The organism is Kocuria sp. KD4 (assembly GCF_011769905.1).
GTDB classification, from domain to species: domain Bacteria; phylum Actinomycetota; class Actinomycetes; order Actinomycetales; family Micrococcaceae; genus Kocuria; species Kocuria marina.
In genome coordinates this window covers 1,399,864-1,422,471 of record NZ_CP050449.1, presented here as the reverse complement: position 1 = coordinate 1,422,471, position 22,608 = coordinate 1,399,864, and the positions used below count along the sequence as shown (strand labels likewise).

The following is a 22,608-nucleotide window of genomic DNA, read 5'->3' as shown; positions in this document are numbered from 1 at the left end:
ACTCACGGTCGCAAATCCACTCGATGAGCGGGCGCTGCCGGCGCGCGGGGCACCCGCGACCCATGCAGCGTCGTCCCGTGAGGTGCCGGCGCGGTGCACGGGCCGTGTGATCCGCCGGATGAGCAGGAGCGGTCGGGCGAGCGAGGGTGGGCGGGCGCCGTCGGCCCATACCACCGGGCTCCACTAGACTGCGGACCATGACAGCACCCGCGCGCGACACCCGCACCGTGACCTCATTCGACCTGGCCAACATCGCCGTGTTCGCCGCGCTGACGTGCGTGCTCGCGCTCGCTCCCGCCATCCCCGTGGGTGCGCTCGGGGTGCCCATCACACTGCAGACCCTCGGGGTGTACCTGACCGGCATGATCCTCGGGAGCCGCCGCGGCTTCGCCGCCCTGGCGCTATACGTGATCGTGGGTCTGCTCGGCGTCCCGGTGTTCGCTGGCTTCGTGGGCGGACCGGCCGTCCTGGGCGGGCCCAGCGTGGGCTATTTGCTCTCCTTCCCGTTCGCCGCCGCCCTCGTGGGTGCACTCGCCCACCGCAGCGTGCGCGCCGAACGCGTACGACGCCGCGCGGGCTCCACCTCCGCCGCCCCCGAACGCCGTGGCGGGCTGGTGATCACACTCTTCGGTGCGGCGCTCGCTGGCCTCGTGCTCTCCCACGTCATGGGCATCGTGGGCATGATGCTCACCGCGGGATTGTCCCTTCGGGCGGCGCTGCTCACCGATCTCGCGTTCGTCCCCGGTGACCTGGTTAAGGCACTCGTGGCGGCCCTGATCGCGGTGGCCGTGCACCGTGCCTTCCCCCGGATGGCCGGGGCGGTCCTCTGAGTGCAGCCCGCACGACGACCGGGCTCCTCCGACCCCCTGTACTGCGCGGACGTCACCGTCACGGCGGAGGGACCCGCGGGTCCCGTGACCGTCCTGGACCGGGTCACGTGTGAGTTCACCGCGCCGCGCACCGCGGTGGTCGGGCTCAACGGCTCCGGCAAGTCCACGCTGCTGCGGCTGTTCAACGGGCTCGTGACCCCGACCTCGGGCGTGGTGCTCACGGGCAGCGTGGACCCCGTGGCCTTCCCCCGGGAGGCTCGCTCGCTCGTGGGGTTCGTGTTCACCGATCCGGCCTCCCAGATCCTGATGCCCACACCGCTCGAGGACATTGAACTGTCCCTGCGGCGTCGCGTCCCGGACCGGGTGCAACGCGCTGAGCAGGCCCTGTCTTGGCTGCGCCGCATGGGGCTTGAGCACCGCGCGCACCACAGCGTGTTCGACCTCTCCGGCGGGGAACGCCAGCTCGTGGCGCTGGCCGCCGTGCTCGCCGTGGAACCCCGGGTGCTCATCCTGGACGAACCCACCACGCTGCTGGACCTGCGCAATCGCCTCAAGCTGCGAGAGCTGCTGGACGGATTACCCCAGCAGCAACTTGTGAGCACTCACGACCTCGACCTCGCCGAGAGCGCCGAGCACGTGGTCGTGGTCCACGAGGCGCGGATCCTCGATCAGGGTCCGCCCGAGCTCGTGCTCCCCCGGTACCGCGCGTGGTGCGCGCACGGTTTCCCCGGGGAGACTGCGTGAGGAGGTCGCGCGCCGACGACCTGCTGGGCACGTACGTCCCCGGGACCTCGATCCTGCATCGCAGTCCCCTGTGGCTCAAGACCGTGGTGCTGCTCGGCGCGTGCGTGGCGATCATGGCCGTGCGCGCGTGGCCGGTGTCCCTCGCGGCATTCGCGCTCAGCGCGGTGGTGTCCGCGGCCTGTGGTTTGGGGTTACGGCGGTGGGCCCGCTCCCTGCGCCCACTCCTGCTGCTCGTGGGCGTGCTGAGTCTCTACCACCTCGTGGCCAACGGTCCGGCCCGCGCGGCGGACGTCGTGCTCTCCCTGCTGGCCGTCGTGGGGATCACCCGGTTGCTCATCACCACCACACCGCTGCCCCGACTCATCGACGGCCTGGTCACCCTGTGCGCACCGCTGCGCCGGCTGGGTGTGGACCCCGAGCGGGTGGGGCTCGCGGTCTCACTCATGATCCGTTCGGTGCCCTGGTTGTTCGGCGTGCTCTCCGGGCTGCGCGACGCCGCCGCGGCACGCACCGTGCGCCCGTCCCCCGTGCAGCTCGTGACACCGGCCGTGATCGCGACCGTGGACTACGCGCACCGCACCGGGGAGGCGCTCGCCGCGCGCGGACTCGAGTGAGCCCCCGCGCACGCGACGCGGAGGCCGTCCGACGCGCCACGACGCGGCACCACGGCCCCGTACCATGCGGTTGCCCCGGTGGGGCCCTATGCTTCCCCCATGAGTTTCAATGACAACTCCCAGCTCAACGGCGGCCGCGTGGGTTCGGGCGGCGGTGGCCGCGGGATCGCCGTGGGAGGCGGGCTGGGCGGCGCCGTCCTGCTGCTGCTCGCGGGACTGTTCTTCGGCCAGGACGGCATCGATGCGCTCACTGGCGGCAATCAGGACGACACCCAGAGCACGCAACAGGTGGACTCCGGGCTCGCGGACCGCTGCCGAACGGGCGAGGACGCCAACCGGGACACCGAGTGCCGCATGGTGGCCACGGTCCAGTCCCTGGACCAGTTCTGGGGAGGGTACTTCCCCGAGGCCACGGGCAAGAAGTACTCGTTGCCGCAGGTGGAACTGTTCCGCGGGACCGATTCCACGTCCTGCGGCCAGGCGTCCTCCGCGACCGGCCCGTTCTACTGCCCGCCGGATTCCACGGTCTACCTGGACACCGGCTTCTTCGACCAGATGCGCAGCCAGTTCGGCGCGGACGCCGACGCCCTGGCCCAGGAGTACGTCATGGCGCACGAGGTGGGGCACCACGTGCAGAACCTGCAGGGCACCCTGGGCCGGGCGCAGCAGGACCCGCACGGCGCGACGTCGGCCGCCGTGCGCACCGAGCTGCAGGCCGACTGCTATGCGGGAATGTGGGCGCATCACGCGACCGAGCCCGGCGGGGCCGTCCAGTTGGAACCGATCACGCGCACGCAGCTCGCCGACGCGATCGAGGCGGCCGGGGCGATCGGTGACGACCGGATCCAGGAGACCACCCAGGGTCGCGCGAACCCGGAGTCCTTCACCCACGGCACCTCGGCGCAGCGCCAGGCGTGGTTCCTCACCGGCTACCAGACCGGGGACATCCGCGCGTGCAACACGTTCACCGCCTCGGACCTGAACCGTCCTGCGGCCCTGACGTAACCGTTCACACATCGTCATCCGGTGCGGCACGCCCGGGACGAGCCGCACCGGGGCAACACAGGTGACCGGCGCCCCGGCGTCGGGTCCGGGCGGCACGTCCGGGCCCACTTCGTCGCGTACCTCGGCCAGCGCGGTCAGGGACACCGGGGCCCGGCCCAGTTACCGGCCGCCGTGGTTCGAGACCACCAGCCCGTCGGCGCCCACGCTCAGGGCCCGGCGGGCGTCGTCGGCGGTGAGCACGCCCCCGGTCTCACCCTCCGCATGCATGAACCGCGTGAACCCCGTGGGGGCGGTCCGGGTGGAAGGAGCCGAGGCGCATGAGGGGTTTCAATTCGGTCACCTGGGGTAGTTGGCGTTGCAGGGAGCATCTCCCGATCCGGACGTGGGCCGCGGGCCCGACATGGGCGTCGGATCCGAACGTAGCACCGCCCGCGCCATGGAACCCTCGGATGGGGGCCGAGCACATGGCTGCCCGGGGCTCTGCGCATCCGAGTCATGCGGGAGGGGTCCGGGTACGCGTGAGGGCGCGGGGTGGTTCACCCCGCGCCCTCACGACACGCATCGACTCAGATGTTGAAGCCCAAAGCCCGCATCTGATCGCGTCCGTCCTCCGTGATCCGCTCGGGACCCCACGGGGGCATCCAGATCCAGTTCACGTGCCACTCGTCCACGGTGGGGGCCAGGTTCTGGGCGACCTGTTCCTCGATCACGTCCTGCAGCGGGCACGCGGCCGTGGTGAGCGTCATGTCCAGACGCAGGGAGTCGTCGTCCTGGTAGGCCAGCCCGTAGAGCAGCCCCAGGTCCACGATGTTGACACCCAGCTCGGGGTCGATCACGTTCTTCAACAGATCCGTGATCTCGGCAAGCGACGCCTGGCCATTGGGACCGGGGGTCTCCGCCGTGACGGTCTCGGTGGAATCGCTCATCGCGACCTCCTCTGAAGTGGTGTGCGGGGACTTACTTGGCGGGGGCCCGCACGTAGCGGTCGTAGCCCTCGTTCTCGAGCTGGTCGGCGAGCTCGGGACCACCCTGGTCCACCACGCGCCCGTCCGAGAACACGTGCACGAACTGCGGCTTGATGTAGCGCAGGATCCGCGTGTAGTGGGTGATGAGCATGATGCCCGTGTTGTCCTCCTGCAGGGCGCGGTTGACACCCTCGGAGACGATCTTCAGGGCGTCCACGTCCAGACCGGAGTCGGTCTCGTCCAGCAGCGCGATCTTGGGCTTGAGGATCTCGAGTTGCAGGATCTCGTGACGCTTCTTCTCGCCACCGGAGAAGCCCTCGTTCACGTTGCGCTGCAACATGTCGTTGTCGATCTTCAGCTTGTCCATGGCGGTGCGCACGTCCTTGGTCCACGTGCGCAGGGACGGGGCCTCGCCCTCGATCGCCGTCTTGGCCGAACGCAGGAAGTTGGAGGTGGTCACACCCGGGATCTCCACGGGGTACTGCATGGCCAGGAAGAGCCCGGCGCGGGCGCGCTCGTCCACGGACATCTCCAGCACGTCCTGACCGTCCAGGGTCACGGAACCGGAGTCCACCTGGTACTTGGGGTGACCGGCGATCGTGGAGGCGAGCGTGGACTTCCCGGAACCGTTGGGGCCCATGATCGCGTGCACCTCACCGGAATTGATGGTCAGGTTCACGCCCTTGAGGATGGGCTTGGTGGTCTCGTCGTCCAGGATGACGGACGCGTGGAGGTCCTTGATCTCCAGAGTTGACATGAAGCGATTCTCCTAGTGTTCGTGCGCACCCGATCGGTTCGCGAGCCGGATGCGGGAAGGTCGTGGATGGGAACTGCCGCGGCGCGTGGGCCGGGCGCTCAGTTCTCGGTGCGGGCCAGCTCGTCCTCGAGGGACGCGCGCAGCTGTTCCTCGAGGGACTCGACGCCCACCTGCTGGATGATCTCGAACAGGAACCCGCGCACCACGAGGCGCCGCGCGTCCTGCTCGGGGATCCCGCGGGACATCAGGTAGTACAGGTGCTCGTCGTCCAGCTGACCCGTGGTCGAGGCGTGACCGGCGCCAGCGATCAAGCCGGTCTCGATCTCGAGGTTCGGCACGGAGTCCATGCGGGGGCCGTCGTTGAGGATCAGGTTGCGGTTGAGCTCGTAGGTGTCCGTGCCCTCCGCTTCCGCGCGGATCAGCACGTCGCCGATCCACACGCCGTGGGCGTTCTCGCCCTGCAGCGCGGACTTGTAGGTCACGCGGGAACGGCACCGGGGCACGGAGTGGTCCACGAACAACCGGGATTCCAGGTGCTGGCCGTCGTCCACGAACGTGAGACCGTACATTTCCACGTCACCACCGGGAGCGGTGAAGCGGGTGGACGGGGTGACCCGCACGAGGTCCCCACCGAGGCTCACGAGCACGTGCTTGAAGGTCGCGTCGCGGCCCAGGCTCGCTTGCTGCGAAGAGGCGTGCACGGAGTCGTCGTCCCATTCCTGGAGCGAGACGACCGTGAGGTTGGCACCGTCCGCGACCGAGAACTCCACGTTCTGGGACAGCACGGCGGAGCCCACGTGGCGCAGCACCACGAGCGCGCGGGAGTTCGTCCCGGCCTCGATCACGATGTGCTGGGCTGCGGGCTCGGCCGACTCACCCGTGATCGTGACGATGACCGGCTCGGTGACCTGCGCGTCGCGCGGGACGCTGAGCACGGTGGCCTCGCGGAAGTTGGACCACGCGTTGGCGGAGACCCGGTCCTCGGGGATGCCCACCGAGCCGATGCGGGAGTCCTCGCGGGAGACCGTGGTGAGTTCCACGCCATCGCCGCCGGAGACCGACACGGCCGGGGCGGGCCCGTCCAGGGCGGAGTCGTCGAGTCCGCGCAGGCGCTTGATCGGGGTGAATCGCCAGTCCTCGAGCTTGGTGCTCAGCGGCGGGAAGTCCGCGACGTCGTAGGAGGTGAAACGGCCCGCGCGCGAGGAATCCGGGACACCGGAGATGTCACCGTGCTCCGTGTGCCTGATCTCGGGCTCACCGGCCTGGTTACGACCCTCCTGGAGGGTCTCGCCCTCCTGGCTCATCCCGGGAATCGCCACGCGGTCCTCACCGGTGGGGACCCCGTTCACCTGTTCGGTGGTGTCCTGGGCGGTCTGATCAGTGGTGGACATATCAGCCAACGGATCCTTCCATTTGCAGTTCGATGAGACGGTTCAGCTCGAGCGCGTACTCCATGGGCAGCTCGCGGGCGATCGGCTCCACGAAGCCGCGCACGATCATGGCCATGGCCTCGTCCTCGGGCAGACCGCGCTGCATGAGGTAGAACAGCTGCTCCTCGGAGACCCGGGAGACCGTGGCCTCGTGACCCATGGTGACGTCGTCCTCGCGGATGTCCACGTACGGGTAGGTGTCCGAGCGGGAGATCGTGTCCACGAGCAGGGCGTCGCACACCACGTTGGACTTGGAGTGCTTGGCGCCCTCGCGCACCTGCACCAGACCGCGGTACGCGGAACGACCGCCGTTACGGGCCACGGACTTGGACACGATCGACGAGGACGTGTTCGGGGCGATGTGCACCATCTTGGAGCCGGTGTCCTGATGCTGGCCCTCACCCGCGAACGCGATCGACAGCGTCTCACCGCGGGCGTGCTCACCGGTCATGTAGACCGCGGGGTACTTCTGGGTGACCTTGGAGCCGATGTTGCCGTCCACCCATTCCATGGTGGCGCCCTCGTGGGCGATCGCGCGCTTGGTCACCAGGTTGTACACGTTGTTCGACCAGTTCTGGATGGTCGTGTAGCGCACCCGGGCGTTCTTCTTGCAGATGATCTCCACCACGGCGGAGTGCAACGAGTCCGTCTTGTAGATCGGCGCGGTGCAACCCTCGATGTAGTGGACGTAGGAGTCCTCGTCCGCGATGATCAGCGTGCGCTCGAACTGGCCCATGTTCTCCGTGTTGATGCGGAAGTAGGCCTGCAGCGGGATGTCCACGTGCACGCCCTTGGGCACGTACACGAACGACCCGCCGGACCACACGGCCGTGTTCAGTGCGGCGAACTTGTTGTCGCCCACCGGGATCACGGTGCCGAAGTACTCCTCGAAGAACTCGGGGTGCTCCTTCAGCGCGGTGTCCGTGTCCATGAAGATCACGCCCTGGCGCTCCAGGTCCTCGCGGATCTGGTGGTACACGACCTCGGACTCGTACTGCGCGGCCACACCGGCCACCAGACGGTTGCGCTCCGCCTCGGGGATGCCGAGCCTTTCGTACGTGTTGCGGATGTCATCGGGCAGCTCCTCCCAGGAGCCGGCCTGCTGCTCGGTGGAGCGCACGAAGTACTTGATGTTGTCGAAGTCGATCCCGGACAGGTCCGCACCCCACGTGGGCATGGGCTTGCGGTCGAAGAACTTCAGACCCTTGAGCCGCAGCTGGGTCATCCAGTCCGGTTCGCTCTTCTTGGCCGAGATGTCCCGGACCACTTCTTCGTTGACGCCGCGGCGCGCGGAGGCACCGGCGTCGTTCTTGTCGGCCCAGCCGTACTGGTACTGACCGATCCCCTCGAGCTCCGGGTTCATCTCCAGGATCTCGGAAATCGTGGTGTCACCTGACGTGTTGCCCGCGGTCTCCGCGGGCACAATGCGCTCGGTCATGACAACCCTCCCTGTCGTGCGGTTGTGTGGTTGGTGGAATTCGAGTGACCCGCAGTGCGCAGTTGCAGCGGGACGTGTGTGGTGCAGACGTGGGCGCCGGCCGCCATGGTGGACAGCCTGCGGACGTCCACGTCCAACAGTTCGGAGATCAGTGCGGTTTCCTGTTCGCAGAACTCGGGGTACTCGCTCGCGATGTCCTGGATGGGGCAGTGGCCCTGGCACAGTTGCGCCGAGCGCAGCGTAACGCCCTTGGGTCCCCGCGGGGTCACGGTGGTGTGCGAGGCCACGAAGCCGTCGCGGCTCATGGCCGCGGTCAGGGCGTTGAGGCGGTCGTCGACGTCGGGCCCGGCCGCCTCGACCTGCGGGCGGTAGCGTTCGCGCATGCGCTCGATCTGCTCGGCGACGAACGCTTGCACGAGCTTCTCACCGCCCACGCGCTGCATGGTCTCCAGCGCACGGTGTGCGAGTCCGAGGTAGTCGTGGCCGAGCTGTTCGTGGCCTCCGGGGGCGACGACGTAGCGCCGGGCCGGGCGCCCCGCGCCCGATTGCGCGCTGCGTAGGGCGGAGACCTCGATGAACTGTTCGGCCTCGAGTGCGTCCAGATGGCGCCGGACGGCGGCGGGGGTCAACCCCAGGTCCTTGGCGATCTGGGCGGCGGAGATGGGACCGTGGGCGAGCACCAACGAGAGCACCCGGGAACGGGTGGTGTCATCCTGGTCCGTGCGGACCGCACCGCGGCCCGTGGCAGGTGAACTCATGCTCGGTGCAACATCCTTCGAGTGATGACGGTTGGCTCGGGGCGCGGCGTCCGCGTCGATCCCACCGGGTGAGCGCCGTGCAGCGTAAAAACCCTCGTGGTGGGACACGCAATACATAACGAGGGTATGTCCTAATCCATTCCCGGCCAAACGGCTCCGATAGGGGAACCGGGGTCCAAGACCCTTCGGCGAACCCTCCAGCCAGTACCGGGACGGACGTTCTAGACTGTCCGGGTGCAGATCCACCCCGACCCCGCTCCCACGTCCCCGGCGACCGCGACCGACACCGGTCCCGCCCTGCACATCGAGAACCTCGTGAAGACCTTCGAGGGCCGGGGTGAGCCCGTCCGGGCCGTGCGCGGGCTGAGCCTGGCCGCGGAGCACGGGAAGATCACCGCCCTGCTCGGGGCCAACGGGGCCGGCAAGACCACCACACTGCAGTGCGCCCAGGGGCTGCAGCGCCCCACCTCGGGCAGCGTCCGGTTGCTCGGGGAGGACCCGTGGCACGCCTCCCCCGCATTGCGGGCGCGCGTGGGCGTGATGCTCCAGGACGGGGGTCTACCGCCGTCAGTGCGCCCCGGGGAACTGTTGCGCCACGTCAGCCGGCTCTACGCGGACCCCGTGCCCGTGGCCGAACTCGTGGAGCTGCTGGGCATCGAATCGTTCCTGACCACGGGGATCCGGCGCCTGTCCGGCGGGCAGAAGCAACGCGTGGCCCTGGCCGCGGCCCTCGTGGGCCGCCCGGACGTGCTGTTCCTGGACGAACCTTCGGCGGGGTTGGACCCCCGCTCGCGCCACATCGTCTTCGACCTGATCCGGCGCCTGCGGGACAGCGGGGTGTGCATCATCCTGACCACGCACCTCATGGACGACGCCGCCCGCCTGGCCGACTACGTCTACATCGTGGACCGGGGCACGATCGCCGCGCAGGGAACCGTTGCGGAACTGGTCAGCGCCGAACGCCACGCACCGCTCGTGATGAGCATCACGCTCGCCAAGGAGCACGCCGGTCTGCTGCGCGCGGACCCGCCGTGGCGCACCCCGCGGTTCGACGACGTCGAATGGAGCGTCCAGGACCGCACCGTGACGCTGACGGGCCCGCTGGACGCGCCACGGATCCGCGAACTGACTGCGTGGGCCACACAGAACGACACCTTGCCGGAGGCGCTGAGCGTGCAACCCCGATCCCTCGAAGACGTCTTCCTGGAAGTCTCCGGGGGGAATGCCTCGTGAGCACCTCGACCCACGAGTCCTCGGTGACCGCAGCGCCGTCGTCCCCCGCCGGGGCCGCGTCCCTGCCCCGGCGCGTGCTCGCTCAGGCGCGCTTCGAGACCATGACCATGATCCGCAACGGCGAACAGTTGCTGCTTCTGCTGATCCTGCCCGTCATGGCACTCGTGGCCCTGACCGTGACCGACCTGTTGGACGGCTACCGCGTGGGGGACGCATCCCGCGTGGACGTGGCCGTGCCCGGGATCCTGGTGCTGTGCGTGATCTCGAGCGCGTTCTCCGGACAGGGGATCCAGACCGGTTTCGACCGTCGCTACGGGGTGCTGCGCTACCTCTCGACCACTCCCCTGGGTCGCGCCGGGCTGATCGCGGGCAAGCTACTGGCCATCCTGGCCGTGCTCGCGGTGCAGTACGCGGTGATTGCGGCCGTGGCCGTGCCCCTGGGCTGGCGGCCGTCCTGGGAGGCCGTGCTGGGGTCCGTTCCCCTGCTGATCCTCGTGGCACTCGCGTTCACCGGGCTCGGCATGCTGATTGCGGGGACCCTGCGCGCCGAGGCGACCCTGGCCGTGCTCAACGTCGTATGGGTCGCGCTCGCGGCCGCCGGCGGCGTCCTCTTCCCGGTGAGCGTGCTGCCCGGGTGGCTCTCGTGGCTCGTGGCGTGGCTGCCGTCCTCCGCGGCCGGTGAGGCGCTGCGGGAATGCTTCCTGATGGGTAGTGTCTCCCCCGTGCCGCTGCTCGTGCTCGCCGCGTGGGCCGTGCTCAGCTGGGCGGCCACGGTCGCCTGGTTCAAGTGGGTGTGAGCTCACCCGCGTGAGCCCGCTGCGCCCAGGGGTTTCCCACGCTGTTCTCGCTACACTGGAGGGGTCCCATCCCCTCTGCCCTTGGATGCTCCGTCATGTCTGATGTCGCCCGCCCCACCGCCACCGATTCGTTCTGGTGGCCCGCCACCGTGACCCCGTGGGTGCGGGGACTCGCGGTCGCATCCCTGCTGACCAACTCGCTGTTAATCCTCACGGGCGGGCTCGTGCGCCTGACGGGTTCCGGGTTGGGCTGCCCCACGTGGCCGCGCTGCACCGCCGACTCGTGGACCAGCACCCAGGAGATGGGCGTGCACGGGCTGATCGAGTTCGGCAACCGCCTGCTGACGTTCGTGCTCACCGTGGTCGCGGTGCTCACGTTCCTCTCGGTGCTCAAACTGCGTCACGAGCACCCCAAGCTCTTCCGCCTGGCGCTGTTCCTGCTGATCGGCATTCCCCTGCAGGCCGCGATCGGCGGCATCACCGTCCACGCGGACCTTCACCCGCTCGTGGTGGGGGTGCACTACCTGATCTCGGCCATCATGATCAGCCTGGCCACTCTGCTCGTGCTCAACACCCGCCGGGACGGGCTGTCGGTGGTCGCATACGAGCAGCGACCGGGGCAGTTGCACGGCTCCCGCTCCGCCGCACGCGTGCTGGGGGCGCTGACCGGTGTGCTCACCGCCGTGATCCTCTACCTCGGGACGCTCGTCACGGGCACGGGCCCCCACGCCGGGGACGAGGACAGTGCGCGGCTCGCGTTCGACTCCGTGATGATCGCCCGGGCGCACGCCATCCCCGTCTACCTCCTGACGTTCACGGTGATCGCGGGCATCGCCCTCACCGTCGTGAAGTCCCTGCCGCGGATCCTGCGCAACGCGTACCTCATCATGGCGGTCGTCATCGTGGCCCAGGCGCTGCTGGGGTACTACCAGTACTTCAACGGAGTCCCGGTTCCCGCCGTGGCCCTGCACATGGTGCTCTCGGCCGTGCTGATCTGGGCGGCCACGCGGGTGGTCTCGTTCAGCGTCTACCTCGCACAGGACACCCACGAGTACGCGGCACCCATCGACGGGCCCGCCGACGACGCCGCTCGCGCCACACCCGCGCACACCGTGCGCTGATCGCGAGGCACCAAGCTTATTCTGCGACGAAGGTCGCCGAGGGTGCGGACGAGCGCAGCCGCTCCACGGCGTCCGAGAGCAGCCGCTTGCTGTGGGACGGGATGGGCAGCAGGGGACGGCGGGGAGCGCTCGTTCGAACGCCGCACACCTCCGCCAACGCGTAGAGCACCGACAGGGGCCGTTCCTGACTCATGAGGTGCATGAGGGGATGCAGCGCGGCGCTCCAGGCTGCGGCGTCGTCCGCGCGGCCCTCCGCGACGGCGCGGTGGAAGGCCACGAACTCGGGCGCGAGCAACGCCGCCATGCCGCTGTGCCACGCCGCGCTCGGGTACTCGTCCACGATGAGTTGATCGCGGCTCACACCGTGTACGGTGCCCGGTTCGGCCTGCTGCGCGAAGAGCAGCTGGCGGGAGTGGAAGAGCCGACCGGACGCCGCGGTGTCCTTGAACGCGACCACGTTGTCCAGCCACGACAGCTCCGAGGCCAGTTCCACGGGGTAGGTGAACCCGGTGGTGGTCGGGTTGTTGTACAGGCACAACGGCAGGGACATAGCGGAGGCGACCGTCTCCACCTGGTCCGCGATCTCCTGGGATACCAACGGGATGTAACTCACGGGGCTCAACACCAGGCCGTCGGCACCGTTGTTCTCGGCGGAGTACGCGAACTGCATGACCTCCCGCGTGGTGATAGCGGAGATCCCCACGCCCACGGGCGTCCCCGAGCCCGACGCCGCGTCCACGGCCGTGCGGACCACCTGCGCCCGTTCCTGGGGGCCCAGGTAGGCGAACAGACCGGAGGTCCCGAGTACCACGATCCCGGACACTCCGCTGCGCGCGAGCCGCGCGACACTACGTTCGAGGGAATCCAGGTCCAGCCCGCCACCGGGGAGCAAGGGGGTCACGGGGTAGGCGATCACACCGGAGAAGGTCATCGAGAACATGGACCCATTTTAGGTGACCCTAACCAGCTTTCCAGGACACCCAGCCCGTGCGTGACGTCGAGAACGAAGGGCGGACGGCGTCGTCGTCCGTGGTAACGCCCGGACGGGATCCCGCGCGCTGGAGCGGGCCGGGCGAGACGCAAGCCCGAAAGGCTCCGACGGTAACGGCCCGGGTCAGAAAATGGGCCCACCCACGAACGGGTCCAGGGCCACGCCCACGAACACGAAGGTGATGTAGGCGATCGAGCCGTGGAACACGTACATGGCCTGCTTGAGCGTGGGCTTGCCGACGCGGGCCAGGCCGTAGAGCTTGTGGCAGTGGTACGTGAACCAGCCGCCGGAGATCAGGGCGATCACACCGTAGACCCACCCGGCGTCACCCACGGGGATCAACAGCAGCGAGCAGATCACGGTGGCCCACGCGTAGAGCACCACCTGGGCGCCCACGGTGCGCGCGGTGTCCACCGCACCGAGCATGGGCACGCCGGCGCGGGAATAGTCCTCCGCGTACTTCATGGACAGCGGCCAGTAGTGCGGCGGGGTCCACAGGAAGATGAACGCGAAGAGCACGAATGCGGGCCACTCAAGGGTCCCGCGCACCGCGGCCCAGCCGATCAGTACGGGCATGCACCCGGCGATCCCGCCCCACACGATGTTCTGCGCGGTGCGGCGCTTGAGCACGATCGAGTAGAACACCGCGTACAGGGCGATGGCCACCACGCCGAGCACACCGCACAAGACGCTGACCCCCAGGGTCAGCCACGCGACGGACACGACCGAAAGCACCCACGCGAAGATCAGGGCCTCACGCTCCCCCACCTCACCGGTCACGAGTGGGCGCTTGGCGGTGCGCCGCATGAGCCGGTCCTCGTTGCGGTCGATGTAACAGTTGAACGCACCCGCCGCACCGGCCGCGAGCGCGCCGCCGATCAGGGTGTTGAGCACGAGCAAGAAATCGGGGACACCCTGCTGGGCGAAGAACATGGTGGGCACGGTGGCCACGAGGAGCAGTTCGATGATCCGGGGCTTCGTGAGCGCCACGTACGCTTTGAGCTTACGACCCAAGGTCATCCGGCCCTGATACCCCACGGGCTCCACGGTCCCGATGCGGGTCCCGGTCACTCCGTGTCCGTGCGGCGCGTGGGATCCGTGGGATTCCGGGTGCGTCGCGGTGTCAAGGTGATTCACGGAATCAATGCTCCAAAGAACGTGGGTGGCCCGGCCGTGCGCCGGGAGTGCTTGGGGCGGGCGCGCCGCATGCGCACCGATACCCGGTCATCAGTATAGCCGCCGGTCCCGGCCCACGCCGGGGTGATGTTCGGCACGCGCTTGTGCCCGTGGCGCGGGCCGCGGTCGTCCCTGCCACGCGGCGTCCCACCGGACTAAGGTTGATCCCGGAACATGCGTTCCGGGCCGATCGTCGCGGCCGAGTCCGCGGCGGAGTGTTCCGGATCGTGACCGCACAACCCGTCTAGGAAAGGGGCGCGTCACCGTGCCGAACCTCGATCAACCGTTGAACTGGACCGAGAAGGACGCCCGTGCGGTGGACACCGCGCGTGTGCTCGCCGCGGACGCCGTGCAGAAGGTGGGCAACGGCCACCCCGGCACCGCCATGTCCCTGGCCCCGGTCGCGTACCTGTTGTTCCAGAAGATCATGCGGCACGACCCCTCCGACGACCGCTGGACCGGGCGTGACCGGTTCATCCTCTCCCCCGGTCACACGTCCCTGACCCTGTACCTGCAGCTGTACTTCTCCGGCTACGGCCTGGAGATGGAGGATCTCGAGTCCCTGCGCACGTGGGGTTCCAAGGTCCCGGGTCACCCCGAGTACCGCCACACCACGGGTGTCGAGATCACCACGGGTCCGCTGGGCCAGGGGCTCGCGTCCTCCGTGGGTTTCGCGTACGCGCAGCGCTACACGCGCGGTCTGTTCGACGCCGACGCCGCTCAGGGCACCTCCCCGTTCGACCACACCGTGTTCGTGATCGCCTCCGACGGTGACCTGCAGGAGGGCATCACCTCCGAGGCGTCGTCGCTGGCGGGCACCCAGGAGCTCGGCAACCTCGTGGTGATCTACGACGACAACAAGATCTCCATCGAGGACGACACCAACGTGGCGTTCAACGAGGACGTCCTCAAGCGCTACGAGGCCTACGGCTGGGACACCACGCGCGTGGACTGGCGCAACGGCGGCGAGTACCAGGAGGACGTGCAGGGGCTGTACGACGCGATCGTCGCGGCCACCAAGGTCACGGACAAGCCCTCGATCATCGCCCTGAACACCATCATCGGCTGGCCCGCCCCCACCAAGCAGAACACCGGTGGCGTGCACGGTTCCGCGCTGGGCGAGGACGAGGTCGCCGCGACCAAGAAGATCCTGGGCTTCGACCCGGAGAAGTCCTTCCAGATCGAGCCCGAGATCTTCGAGCACGTGCGCGAGGTCGGCGAACGCGGCAAGCAGGAGCGCGCGCAATGGGAGAAGTCCTTCGCCGAATGGCGTGAGGCCCACCCGGACAAGGCCGCGCTGTACGACCGGATCAAGAACGAGGAACTGCCCGAGAACTACGAGGACGCGTTCCCCACGTTCCCGGCGGGCAAGGCCGTGGCCTCCCGCAAGGCCTCCGGTCAGGTCATCAACGCCATCGCGGACACCTTCCCCGAGCTGTGGGGCGGTTCGGCGGACCTCGCGGGGTCGAACAACACCACGATCGACGACGCCAAGTCCTTCATCCCCGAGGCCCGCTCCACGGCCCAGTGGTCCGGTTCCCCGTACGGCCGGGTGCTGCACTTCGGCATCCGTGAGCACGCTGCCGCAGCGATCGTCAATGGCATCGTGATGAGCAGCCAGACGCGCGCCTACTCCGGCACGTTCCTGATCTTCTCGGACTACCAGCGTCCCGCCGTGCGCCTGGGTGCGCTCATGCGCGTGCCCTCGATCTACGTGTGGACGCACGACTCGATCGGCCTGGGTGAGGACGGTCCCACGCACCAGCCCGTGGAGCAGCTCTCCGCGCTGCGCGCGATCCCGGGGCTCGACGTCGTGCGCCCCGCGGACGCCAACGAGACCTCCGTGGCGTGGCGAACCATCCTCGAGCACCACGAGCACCCGGCCGGGATCGCCCTCACACGCCAGGACCTGCCCACGTTCGCGCGGGAGGACCTTCACCCGGATCACGACGGCGAGAAGTTCGCCTCCGCCGAAGGCGTGGCCCGCGGTGGATACGTCCTCGCGGACACCGAGGGCGCCCCGGACGTAGTGCTCATCGGCACCGGTTCCGAGGTCCAGCTCGCCGTCGAGGCCCGTGAACAGCTCAAGGCCAAGGGCGTGGCCGCCCGCGTGGTGTCCATGCCGTGCCGCGAGTGGTTCGACGCCCAGGACGAGGACTACCGCAACTCCGTGATCCCGTCCGACGTCAAGGCCCGCGTGAGCGTGGAGGCCGGGATCCGGATGTCCTGGAACGACCTGCTGGGCGATGCCGGACGCGCCGTGTCCCTCGAGCACTTCGGCGAGTCCGCCGACTACCAGACCCTGTACCGCGAGTTCGGCATCACCGCCGAGGCCGTGGCCCAGGCCGCCGAGGAGTCCATCGCCGCCGCTCGGTGAACCCCGTCCCACGTCGCAGGCGGTCCGCTCGGGCCGCCTGCGACGCCCCAGAACCCTTCGACGTGAAGTGAGGACATCATGACGACTCCCACCCAGAAACTCTCCGACGCCGGCGTCTCCATCTGGCTCGACGACCTCTCCCGCCAGCGCCTGACCAGCGGGAACCTCCAGGAACTGATCGACACCAAGAACGTGGTGGGCGTGACCACCAACCCCACGATCTTCGCCGCGGCACTCGCGGACGGTGAGTCCTACCGCGAACAGGTCGCGGAGCTCGCCAAGGCCGGCGCCTCCGTGGACGACGCCGTGTTCCGGATCACCACCGACGACGTGCGCGATGCGTGTGACCTGTTCACCCCCATCGCCCAGGCCACCCAGGGCGTGGACGGCCGCGTGTCCATCGAGGTGGACCCTCGACTGGCCCAGGACGCCGACGCCACGTCCACAATGGCCCAGAAGCTCTCGCAGACCATCGACCGGCCCAACGCGCTGATCAAGATCCCCGCCACCGAGAAGGGCCTGCCCTCGATCGCGGCCACGATCGCGGAGGGCATCTCAGTGAACGTGACCCTGATCTTTTCGCTGGACCGCTACCGCGGGGTCATCAACGCGTACATGCAGGGCCTCGAGGAAGCGCTCGAGAACGGCAAGGACCTCTCCACGATCCACTCCGTCGCGTCCTTCTTCGTCTCCCGCGTGGACACCGAGATCGACAAGCGTCTGGACGCCGTGGGCACGGACGAGGCCAAGGCCCTGAAGGGTAAGGCGGGTCTCGCCAACGCGCGCCTGGCGTACCAGGTCTACGAGGAGCAGCTCGAGACCGAGCGTTGGAAGCGCCTGGCCGCGGCCGGGGCCAACCCGCAGCGTCCCCTGTGGGCGTCCACGGGTGTCAAGGACCCGTCGCTGCCGGACACGCTGTACGTGAGCGAACTCGTGGCCCCTAATACCGTGAACACCATGCCGGAGAAGACCCTGGACGCGACCTACGACCACGCCGAGATCACCGGTGACACCGTGACGGGGACCTACCAACAGGCCACGGACGTGCTCAACGCCGTGGCCGAGCAGGGGATTTCCTACGAGGAGGTCGTGGACCAGCTCGAGACCGAGGGGCTGAAGAAGTTCGACAAGTCCTGGGACGAGCTGCTCGCCACGGTGCGCACTGCCCTCGACGAGGCCCGCTGAGCCGAACCCAGCCACTGCGTCGCGGCTGCGATCCCGCGCCGGGCACCCGCCCGGTGAGCATAGGGTCGGAGCCGCGCCGCGGCGTCGTTGTCCGAAAACCACGTTCCGAGGAGGCTCCCCGTGAGCTCATTGTCATTGCAGGCGGCCGGCGCCGCGCGTGAGGCGATCGACACGCACGTCCCGCGTCTGGTCGCCGAGAACTTCGCGTCCAAACTCTTCGACCAGGACCCCGCGCTGTGGGGCTCCGCCGCGCAGGAGGAAGCCGCGATACGGCTCGGGTGGACCGACGCCGTGCGCGTCTCGCGCCCCCTGGTGCCCGAGATCGAACAATTGCGCCACGACTTCGCCCGGGAGGGCGTGACCCGTTTCGTGCTCGCGGGAATGGGCGGCTCGTCGCTGGCCCCCGAGGTGATCACGCGCAGCGCGGGGGTGGACCTGTTCGTGCTGGACTCCACCGACCCGGAGATGGTCACCAAGGCACTCGAGGACCTCGAGCACACCGCGCTCGTGGTCTCCTCCAAGTCCGGGTCCACCGTCGAGACGGACTCCGCCCGGCGCGTGTTCGTGAACGCGTTCGAGCGCGCGGGCATCGATGCACCGTCGCGCGTGGTGGTCGTGACGGATCCGGGCTCCCCCATGGAGTCCGCGTCCCGTGAGGCCGGCTACCGCAAGGTCTTCACCGCGGACCCGAACGTGGGCGGTCGCTTCTCGGCGCTCACCGCGTTCGGCCTCGTGCCGTCCGGGCTCGCCGGCGTGGACGTCGCGGCGCTGCTCGACGACGCCGAAGAGGCCACCGAGATGCTGCGCGAGGATGACGAGAACAACATCGGTCTGCAGCTCGGCGCCGCCCTGGGCGGGACGTCCCCGCTGCGCGACAAGATCGTGCTCGTGAACCAGGGCGCACCGTTCGTGGGCTTCGCGGACTGGGCCGAGCAGCTGATCGCCGAGTCCACGGGCAAGTCCGGAACCGGTGTGCTGCCCGTAGTCGTGAACGACGCCGCTCCCGAAGTGACGTCGGGCGCCCCCGACGTCCTGGTGGTCTCGCTCGTGGACGACGAGGCCGTCACGGAGGAGCAGGGCGAGGGCGTGCGCGTGGCCGGTTCGCTGGCCGGGCTCATGATGGCGTTCGAGGTCGCGATCGCTGTGGTGGGACAGTTGCTGCGCATCGACCCGTTCAACCAGCCGGACGTGGAATCCGCCAAGGCGGCCACTCGCGAGCTGCTGGCCACCAAGCCCGAGCCCTCCCCCGCCGCCGCCACGGACGGCGCGATCGAGATCCGTGGCAATGAACAGCTGCTCGACGGCGCCACGACCGTGCCCGAGGCGCTCGCCGCACTGCTCGCCCAGCTGCCCGAGAACGGCTACGTGAGCGTGCAGGCGTACTTCGACCGTCTCGAGTGGGCGCAGCTCGAGTCGATCCGCGATCTGCTCGCACGGCACACGGGCCGTCCCGTGACCTTCGGCTGGGGACCCCGGTTCCTGCACTCCACGGGTCAGTACCACAAGGGCGGCCCCGAGCAGGGTGTCTACCTGCAGATCACTGCGGCCACGGGCACTGACGTGGACATCCCCGGGATCCCGTTCACGTTCGGTGAGCTCATCGGCGCGCAGGCCGACGGCGACGCTGGTGTGCTGAGCGATCACCACCGTCCCGTCGTGCGGCTGCGGCTCACGGACCGGGCCGAGGGTGTCGCACAGCTGCTCAGGGTGGCATCGGAGCTGTGACCCGCCACCAACCGCTAACGAACAGGAACACGCGTGCCTGACAACAAGAACTGCAACCCGCTACGCGATCCCCGCGACCGGCGCCTGACCCGGGTCGCCGCGCCGTCGGCCCTCGTGTTGTTCGGCGTCACGGGTGACCTCGCCAAGAAGAAGCTGCTGCCGGCCATGTACGACCTGGCCAACCGTAGCCTGCTCCCGCCGGCCTTCTCCCTCGTGGGGTTCGGCCGGCGGGACTGGGACGACGCCCAGTTCGCCGAGTACGTCAAGGAACACGTCGCCGAGCACGCGCGCACGCCCTACAACGAGGACCTCTGGAACCAGTTCGCCTCGGGTCTGCGTTTCGTCCACGGCGAGTTCGACGACGACGACGCGTACCACCGGCTCGCGCAGACCCTCGACGAGCTCGACCGGGACCGGGGCACCCGCGGCAACCACGCGTTCTACCTCTCGATTCCGCCCAAGACGTTCGAGGTGGTGTGCCAACAGCTCGCGGACCACGACCTCGCCGACAGCGAGGACAGCACGGGCTGGCGACGCGTGGTCATCGAGAAGCCCTTCGGGCACGACCTTGAATCCGCGCGGGAGCTCAACGCGATCGTGGAACGCGTGTTCCGCGCGGACAGCGTGTTCCGCATCGACCACTACCTGGGCAAGGAGACGGTGCAGAACATCCTGGCGCTGCGCTTCGCGAACCAGATGTTCGAGCCCTTGTGGGACGCCCGCTACGTGGACCACGTGCAGATCACCATGGCCGAGGAGATCGGGATCGGTTCGCGCGCCGGCTACTACGACGGCGTGGGCGCGGCCCGGGACGTGATCCAGAACCACTTGCTGCAGTTGCTCGCGTTCACCGCCATGGAGGAACCCGCGTCCTTCACGGCGCACAACCTGCGCCGCGAGAAGGCCAAGGTACTCGAATCCGTGGTGCTGCCCGAGGACCTCGGGAAGCATTCCGCGCTGGGCCAGTACACGTCCGGGCTGCAGGGCGGGGACTACGTCAAGGGCTTCCACGAGGAGAAGGACATCCCCGCGGATTCCCGCACGGAGACCTTCGCCGCACTGCGCGTGGACATCAACAACCGCCGCTGGGCGGGCGTGCCGTTCTACCTGCGCGCGGGGAAGCGACTGGGCCGGCGGGTCACCGAGATCGCGGTGGCGTTCAAGAAGTCGCCCAACCTGCTGTTCCGGGACATGGACAACGACGAGTTCGGTCAGAACGCGATCGTGATCCGGATCCAACCGGACGAGGGCGTGACCATCCGCTTCGGCTCCAAGGTCCCGGGCACCCAGTCCGAGATCCGGGACGTGACCATGGACTTCGGTTACGGCCACGCGTTCACGGAGTCGAGCCCCGAGGCCTACGAGCGGTTGATCTTCGACGTCCTGCTGGGTGAGCCCCCGCTGTTCCCGGACCACTCCGAGGTGGAGCTGTCCTGGAAGATCCTGGACCCGTTCGAAGAGCACTGGGCCGAGCAGCGCGTCATGCCCGAGCCGTACGCACCGGGTTCGTGGGGACCGGACTCGGCGCACGAGTTGATGGCCCGTGACGGGCGAGTTTGGAGGCGACCGTGATCGTTCAGATGGAGAACACCACCGCGGCGAAGATTGAGAAGAAACTCAATCAGTTGCGGGACGAGAACGGCGTGGTGACGCTGGGCCGCGTGCTGACGCTCGTGGTCCTGGCGCAGGCCGGTCACTCGGAGGTCGCGGTCGAGGCCGCGAACTACGCGAGTCACGAGCACCCGTGCCGGATCATCGTGCACGTAGCGCACTCCCGCACCGACGAGACCCGCTTGGACGCGCAATTGCGCGTGGGCGGGGACGCCGGCGCGTCCGAGGTGATCCTGCTGCACGGCTACGGCGAGCTCGCCGAACCCACTGAGACTCTGGTCTCCGCGCTGTTGCTGCCGGACGCACCCATCGTGGCGTGGTGGCCGCACGACTTCCCCGAGAATCCCAGCACGAGCTCGATCGGGTGCATCGCCCACCGCAGGATCACCGACTCCTCGCGTGCGCCCGCACCCTTCGAGTCCCTGGCACAACTGTCCCAGCAGTACCGCCCCGGGGACACGGACCTGTCCTGGACGCGGATCACCAACTGGCGCATCCAGCTCGCTGCGGTCCTGGACCAGGTGGGGCCCGTGAAGGTGCGCGAGATCGTGCTCGAGGGCTCCACGGTGGCCCCGTCCATGGTGCTGTTGGGGGTGTGGCTGTCCAGCAAGCTCGATGCCCCGGCGACCATCATCACCGACGACACCCGGCGGGGTCTCGACCGCGTGTGCCTGGTCACCGACGACGGATCGGTGCAGCTGCACCGCCCCGGCCGCACCGTGGCCGTGCTCTCCCAGCCGGGTCAGCCGGATCAGCAGATCGCCATGCCCGTGCGGGATCTCAACGCGTGCCTCGCGGAGGAACTGCGACGGTTGGACGCGGACGAGGTCTACGGCGAGGTCATCACCTCGGGGCTCGCGAGTGCCCGGATCACGACCCGCACCGTCGGTGAGGAGGCCGCGGAGCCTTCCGAGAACACCGCGGTGCAGGGCCACGATGCCTCGGCTTCCGCATCGGCCGAGGGAGCCGGCGATGAGTGAGCCGTCCCGCCCGGAACCGCGACTCGTCCCGCACGAGGGTGACGAACGCCTTGCCTGGGACACCGCCCGGCGCGTCCTCGAGGTGCTCGAGCACGCCCAGGACGAACGCGGGGAGGCCACCCTCGTACTGACCGGCGGGAGCATGGGGACCCGCGTGATCGGTGAGCTGGCCGGCCACCCGGACGCCGCCGTGATCGACTGGTCGCGCGTGAACGTGTGGTGGTCGGACGAGCGGTTCCTTCCCGGTGCGGACGGCGAACGCAACGGTGTCCAGGCCGCGGACGCGTGGGGCGAGACCCACGAGCTGACGTGGGACCGCGTGCACCCCGTGGCGGGCTCGGACGAGATCGCGTCGGCCGATGCCGCGGCCGAGGACTACGCCGAGGAACTCGCCGCGGCGGCCGAGAACGAGGGATCCGACACGGGCCTGCCGGTCTTCGATCTGGCCCTGCTGAGCCTAGGCCCGGACACCCACGTGGCATCCCTGTTCCCGGGCCGCGAGGACGTCTTGCGCACGGACGCCCCGGTGTTCGCGGTCGAGGATTCCCCCAAACCGCCGCCCACCCGCGTCACCATGTCCCTACCAGCGATCAATTCCGCGCAGCGGGTCTGGTTGCTGGTCGCCGGTGCCGCGAAGGCCGGGGCCCTCGCCACGATCCGACGGCCGGAGATCACCGCGACCGAGGCCCCGGCCAGCGCGGTACGCGGGACCCGGGAGACCCTGTGGCTCGTCACGGAGGACGCCCTCCCGGGCATGCCCGAGGACCCCGACCCGGCCCCGGGCGGGACCGCGGGCTGAGCCCATGATCCCGGGCCCGGCCCATCACCCGGCACGTACGGGACGACACCGCACCCCGGATACGACGACGTC

General features: G+C 69.0%; 20 protein-coding genes and 1 pseudogene. 13 read left to right on the top strand and 8 right to left on the bottom strand.

Annotated elements, in window-relative coordinates; translation table 11 throughout:
* Positions 1-197 precede the first annotated feature (197 nt).
* The 4 genes from HBK84_RS06495 (at position 198) to HBK84_RS06480 (ending at position 3,193) form a co-directional block, all read left to right on the top strand.
* Entirely contained in the window at positions 198-830 is a 633-nt protein-coding gene (locus HBK84_RS06495) for a biotin transporter BioY (protein WP_035962026.1), read from the top strand.
* Positions 831-1,574, top strand: a complete 744-nt coding sequence (locus HBK84_RS06490; RefSeq protein ID WP_240918802.1) for an energy-coupling factor ABC transporter ATP-binding protein — start codon at positions 831-833, stop codon at positions 1,572-1,574. It begins immediately after the preceding gene.
* Positions 1,571-2,188: an energy-coupling factor transporter transmembrane protein EcfT gene (locus tag HBK84_RS06485; protein ID WP_167318468.1), complete on the top strand. Its 618-nt coding sequence runs from the start codon at positions 1,571-1,573 to the stop codon at positions 2,186-2,188. Before HBK84_RS06490 ends, HBK84_RS06485 begins: the two co-directional genes overlap by 4 nt.
* Before the next feature lie 99 nt (positions 2,189-2,287).
* A complete protein-coding gene (locus HBK84_RS06480; protein WP_167318467.1) occupies positions 2,288-3,193 on the top strand; it encodes a neutral zinc metallopeptidase in 906 nt (301 codons plus the stop codon).
* 72 nt (positions 3,194-3,265) lie between these two features.
* Here HBK84_RS06480 and HBK84_RS13070 read toward each other — a convergent pair.
* From HBK84_RS13070 to HBK84_RS06450, 6 genes and pseudogenes are all read right to left on the bottom strand, one after another.
* Positions 3,266-3,436: pseudogene (locus HBK84_RS13070) on the bottom strand (alpha-hydroxy-acid oxidizing protein); the annotation flags it as partial.
* 323 nt (positions 3,437-3,759) lie between these two features.
* Positions 3,760-4,119 (bottom strand): metal-sulfur cluster assembly factor, encoded by a 360-nt coding sequence (locus tag HBK84_RS06470; protein WP_035962032.1) that lies wholly within the window; start codon positions 4,117-4,119, stop codon positions 3,760-3,762.
* A gap of 31 nt (positions 4,120-4,150) precedes the next feature.
* Positions 4,151-4,915 (bottom strand): Fe-S cluster assembly ATPase SufC, encoded by a 765-nt coding sequence (gene sufC / locus HBK84_RS06465; RefSeq protein ID WP_064845264.1) that lies wholly within the window; start codon positions 4,913-4,915, stop codon positions 4,151-4,153.
* Positions 4,916-5,013: 98 nt separating this feature from the next.
* Positions 5,014-6,306, bottom strand: a complete 1,293-nt coding sequence (gene sufD, locus HBK84_RS06460; protein ID WP_064845265.1) for a Fe-S cluster assembly protein SufD — start codon at positions 6,304-6,306, stop codon at positions 5,014-5,016.
* Position 6,307: 1 nt separating this feature from the next.
* Complete coding sequence (gene sufB / locus HBK84_RS06455; RefSeq protein WP_064845266.1) at positions 6,308-7,783, bottom strand: Fe-S cluster assembly protein SufB; 1,476 nt, start codon at positions 7,781-7,783, stop codon at positions 6,308-6,310.
* Positions 7,780-8,541, bottom strand: coding sequence for a metalloregulator ArsR/SmtB family transcription factor (locus HBK84_RS06450; protein ID WP_167318466.1), 762 nt, complete (start codon positions 8,539-8,541; stop codon positions 7,780-7,782). Before HBK84_RS06450 ends, sufB begins: the two co-directional genes overlap by 4 nt.
* 234 nt (positions 8,542-8,775) lie before the next feature.
* Here HBK84_RS06450 and HBK84_RS06445 point away from each other — a divergent pair, with 234 nt between their 5' ends.
* The 3 genes from HBK84_RS06445 (at position 8,776) to HBK84_RS06435 (ending at position 11,692) form a co-directional block, all read left to right on the top strand.
* The gene (locus HBK84_RS06445; protein WP_085107480.1) at positions 8,776-9,774 is read left to right on the top strand and encodes an ABC transporter ATP-binding protein; all 999 of its coding nucleotides are present in this window, start codon (positions 8,776-8,778) and stop codon (positions 9,772-9,774) included.
* Complete coding sequence (locus tag HBK84_RS06440) at positions 9,771-10,571, top strand: ABC transporter permease (protein WP_231885420.1); 801 nt, start codon at positions 9,771-9,773, stop codon at positions 10,569-10,571. The genes HBK84_RS06445 and HBK84_RS06440 overlap by 4 nt, the downstream gene beginning before the upstream one ends.
* 95 nt (positions 10,572-10,666) lie before the next feature.
* Positions 10,667-11,692, top strand: coding sequence for a heme A synthase (locus HBK84_RS06435; protein WP_167318465.1), 1,026 nt, complete (start codon positions 10,667-10,669; stop codon positions 11,690-11,692).
* A 16-nt stretch (positions 11,693-11,708) separates the two neighbouring features.
* Here the strand turns inward: HBK84_RS06435 and HBK84_RS06430 are convergent, their stop codons facing one another.
* Together HBK84_RS06430 and HBK84_RS06425 are read right to left on the bottom strand one after the other, a co-directional pair.
* Positions 11,709-12,632, bottom strand: a complete 924-nt coding sequence (locus tag HBK84_RS06430) for a dihydrodipicolinate synthase family protein (protein WP_085107486.1) — start codon at positions 12,630-12,632, stop codon at positions 11,709-11,711.
* Positions 12,633-12,806: 174 nt separating this feature from the next.
* Positions 12,807-13,703, bottom strand: a complete 897-nt coding sequence (locus HBK84_RS06425) for a heme o synthase (protein ID WP_167319156.1) — start codon at positions 13,701-13,703, stop codon at positions 12,807-12,809.
* Positions 13,704-14,124: 421 nt separating this feature from the next.
* On the opposite strand from HBK84_RS06425, the gene tkt reads away from it, so the two are divergent.
* The 6 genes from tkt (at position 14,125) to pgl (ending at position 22,536) form a co-directional block, all read left to right on the top strand.
* Complete coding sequence (gene tkt / locus HBK84_RS06420) at positions 14,125-16,236, top strand: transketolase (RefSeq protein ID WP_085107489.1); 2,112 nt, start codon at positions 14,125-14,127, stop codon at positions 16,234-16,236.
* Positions 16,237-16,314: 78 nt separating this feature from the next.
* The gene (gene tal / locus HBK84_RS06415; protein WP_167318464.1) at positions 16,315-17,421 is read left to right on the top strand and encodes a transaldolase; all 1,107 of its coding nucleotides are present in this window, start codon (positions 16,315-16,317) and stop codon (positions 17,419-17,421) included.
* Positions 17,422-17,541: 120 nt separating this feature from the next.
* Positions 17,542-19,146, top strand: coding sequence for a glucose-6-phosphate isomerase (locus HBK84_RS06410; RefSeq protein WP_167318463.1), 1,605 nt, complete (start codon positions 17,542-17,544; stop codon positions 19,144-19,146).
* A 33-nt stretch (positions 19,147-19,179) separates the two neighbouring features.
* The gene (gene zwf / locus HBK84_RS06405) at positions 19,180-20,718 is read left to right on the top strand and encodes a glucose-6-phosphate dehydrogenase (RefSeq protein ID WP_064845169.1); all 1,539 of its coding nucleotides are present in this window, start codon (positions 19,180-19,182) and stop codon (positions 20,716-20,718) included.
* A complete protein-coding gene (locus HBK84_RS06400; protein ID WP_167318462.1) occupies positions 20,715-21,737 on the top strand; it encodes a glucose-6-phosphate dehydrogenase assembly protein OpcA in 1,023 nt (340 codons plus the stop codon). Before zwf ends, HBK84_RS06400 begins: the two co-directional genes overlap by 4 nt.
* Positions 21,730-22,536 (top strand): 6-phosphogluconolactonase, encoded by an 807-nt coding sequence (pgl, locus tag HBK84_RS06395; RefSeq protein ID WP_144996623.1) that lies wholly within the window; start codon positions 21,730-21,732, stop codon positions 22,534-22,536. The genes HBK84_RS06400 and pgl overlap by 8 nt, the downstream gene beginning before the upstream one ends.
* The last annotated feature ends 72 nt before the right edge of the window (positions 22,537-22,608 follow it).